Here is a 2424-nt window from a genome sequence, read left to right as displayed (position 1 = left end):
GAGGCAGCGCATCAGCACTGCCTCTTCCACCGGATCGCTGCGGAACCGGCGCACGTCACGCCGGAGCCGCATCAGCAGATCAAGCTGGCTGCGGAACTCTTCGGGAAAAGCGCCCCGCAACTCCACGGAATTATTCCGCGTCTGCAGTTGCTTCGGAGGCTTCAGCAGCCTTCGCAGCTTTCTCTTCTGCGCGCTCCTGGGCTTTCTTGCCCGGGGCGCCTTTCTTGGGGTTGCTGCGCTCGGTCTTGGCACGGACACCGGCCGCTTCCAGCATGCGGGCGATACGGTCGGTCGGCTGTGCGCCCTGATCCAGCCAGTGCTGCACGCGTTCCATGTCCATTTTCACGCGCTCTTCGCTGTCTTTCGGCAGCAGCGGGTTGTAGGTGCCCAGCTTCTCGATGAAGCGGCCGTCGCGCGGCATGCGGCTGTCAGCAGCCACGATGCGGTAAAAAGGACGCTTTTTAGAGCCGCCGCGGGCCAAACGGATTTTCATTGCCATGGGTACATCTCCTTTGATGGCGTTGTCCGGGGTTTGCCCCGGTTGTTCCTGTTGTGCGTTGTTATTCTTGGTGTTTCTTATGGTGGCGAATGACTTCACCGATGATGAAGTTCAAAAATGCCTTGGCGAATTCAGGGTCCAGATCGGCCTGTTTTGCCAAGTCTTCAAGCCGCGCGATCTGCGCCGCTTCGCGGGTCGGATCAGACGGCGGAAGGTCGTGTTCAGCCTTGAGCCACCCCACTGCCTGGGTGTGCTTGAACCGCTCGCCCAGAGTGTAGACGAGGATCGCATCCAGCCGGTCGATGCTTTCGCGGTGGCCCTTCAGCAGCTGGGCTGCGCGGACGGCAGGGTCTTGGGTTTCGGTCGTCATCAGGTCCTCCGCAGGGCAGCAATGCCAGGGCGTGCCGGGACAGCAGCGGGCATATACCCGCTATTCACAGCAAGCGGACCGCCACAGCGCAGCAAATGAGCTTTCTGGTGCAACTCAGTCAAGTGCCCAACCCTCCGGTTTGAACAGCGGGTCGGCGTAGTGGCCGATTTCCATTTCGATGCCATGCGCAATCTGGCTGTCCTTCAGGGTGTCCGGCGCAGGGTGGCGGTAGACCGCGTCATTGCCGTCGATGGTTGCGGCGCTGTGGTCCTTGGAAGCGCCGAGCCGCTCTGCCAGCCGGATCGAGTCGAGATTCTTGGGATCGATATAGCTGACCGCGGTCTCCCAGCCCAGATTTGAATAAAAATGTCCGCGAGCGGCCTGTGCCGCCTCCAGCGCATAGCCCTTGCCGGCGGCACCGGGCCAGATGATCCAGGCGATCTCGCGCTCGGGCCAGCCTGCGGGCTGCCAGCCGCCGGCCATGCCATAAGTTTCGTCCGTGGCCTTGTCGTGGATCATCCACATGCCGAAACCGCGCACCTGCCAATGGCCGATCTCGGCGGCATAGAGCATCCAGGCCTCGTAGGTATTCAGCGGTCCGCCCATAAAGCGCGAGCGGTAGGAGCTGAAGGTGGCTTTGAAGTCGGGGTAGTCCTGCGGTTCGGGGCCACGCAGTACCAGACGGCGGGTTTCGATCACCGGGATATCATAGGGCATCAGCGCGCTCCCTCCAGCGGAAGGTCGCGAACAGGCCGGATTATGATCCCGTAACGGCGCATTAGTGCAGCAGGCCCCGTTCGGCCTGCGCGCCGGACAAGCGGGCGGGCGGGACGTGGCGCCAGACGCGGATATTGGGCGCGGGCTGCAGGCGGAAGCTGACCGGCTTTTCCGGGCGGGCGCCGACGCGCTGGGCCAGTGCGATGGAGGCGCCGTTTTCCTCGGGCACGTAAGAGACGATGCAGTCCCAGCCGGCCTCGGCAAACAGCCAGTCGAGAACACATTGCGCGGCTTCGCTGGCGTAGCCCTTGCCGCGGCCCGTTTCCATCAGGTGCCAGGACAGCTCCGGTTCCGGCCAGCCCTTGGGGAACCAGGGGCCGACAAGACCCACGGTCTGCCCGGTGCTGCGCTCCACCACCGCGAACAGGCCGTAGCCGTGCAGGTGCCAGTGGCCGATGATGGTGGCAATAGACCACCACAGCGAATCCGGATCTTCCGCCGCATCAATAAAGCGCGCCGCACCTGGATTCAGGAAGGCCGCATTGGCGTCGAACTCCGGATCTGCCGGAGATATCAGCATGAGGCGCTTTGAAACAAGCCGCGGATACGGCGTTTGCACGTCAGTCATCTTGTACCCCTTTGTCCGGGCGGCGGACCGCCCGGCATAAATTTCACCCATCCAATGAGGGAGTATCGGGGAGACTGCGTAATTTTCAGTTAAACGGGCTGCATCCCGGGCTGCTGGGGCGGCCTGGTTTGTGCAAATTTGACAGAAGCTCATGCGTAGGCCTCCATCCCGCCGTCGCAAGGCGCCTCGGGGGCAGGGTGGCGGTAGACC

Annotated in this window: 4 protein-coding genes and 1 pseudogene; all 5 read right to left on the bottom strand. The window is 63.0% G+C overall.

The features are described 5' to 3' along the window. A pseudogene (locus A2I95_RS31745) lies at positions 1-126 on the bottom strand (5,6-dimethylbenzimidazole synthase); the annotation flags it as partial. A 4-nt stretch (positions 127-130) separates the two neighbouring features. Next, positions 131-499: a 30S ribosomal protein S16 gene (gene rpsP, locus A2I95_RS31740; protein WP_259992531.1), complete on the bottom strand. Its 369-nt coding sequence runs from the start codon at positions 497-499 to the stop codon at positions 131-133. A 61-nt stretch (positions 500-560) separates the two neighbouring features. After that, positions 561-869: a chorismate mutase gene (locus A2I95_RS31735; RefSeq protein WP_291736231.1), complete on the bottom strand. Its 309-nt coding sequence runs from the start codon at positions 867-869 to the stop codon at positions 561-563. Between the two features lie 114 nt (positions 870-983). After that, positions 984-1586 (bottom strand): GNAT family N-acetyltransferase, encoded by a 603-nt coding sequence (locus A2I95_RS31730; RefSeq protein ID WP_259989129.1) that lies wholly within the window; start codon positions 1584-1586, stop codon positions 984-986. 61 nt (positions 1587-1647) lie between these two features. Then, complete coding sequence (locus A2I95_RS31725; protein WP_291736226.1) at positions 1648-2214, bottom strand: GNAT family N-acetyltransferase; 567 nt, start codon at positions 2212-2214, stop codon at positions 1648-1650. Between the last annotated feature and the right edge of the window lie 210 nt (positions 2215-2424).

The sequence above is a fragment of the Leisingera sp. F5 genome, from assembly GCF_001593695.1.
The sequence above is the reverse complement of the archived record's forward strand: the minus strand, read 5'-3'. Positions and strand labels throughout refer to the sequence as shown.

What these genes read in the sequence shown, in the direction of transcription:
- rpsP (WP_259992531.1), bottom strand. Translation starts at nt 499, where the DNA reads ATGGCAATGAAAATCCGTTTGGCCCGCGGCGGCTCTAAAAAGCGTCCT.
- A2I95_RS31735 (WP_291736231.1), bottom strand. Translation starts at nt 869, where the DNA reads ATGACGACCGAAACCCAAGACCCTGCCGTCCGCGCAGCCCAGCTGCTG.
- A2I95_RS31730 (WP_259989129.1), bottom strand. Translation starts at nt 1,586, where the DNA reads ATGCCCTATGATATCCCGGTGATCGAAACCCGCCGTCTGGTACTGCGT.
- A2I95_RS31725 (WP_291736226.1), bottom strand. Translation starts at nt 2,214, where the DNA reads ATGACTGACGTGCAAACGCCGTATCCGCGGCTTGTTTCAAAGCGCCTC.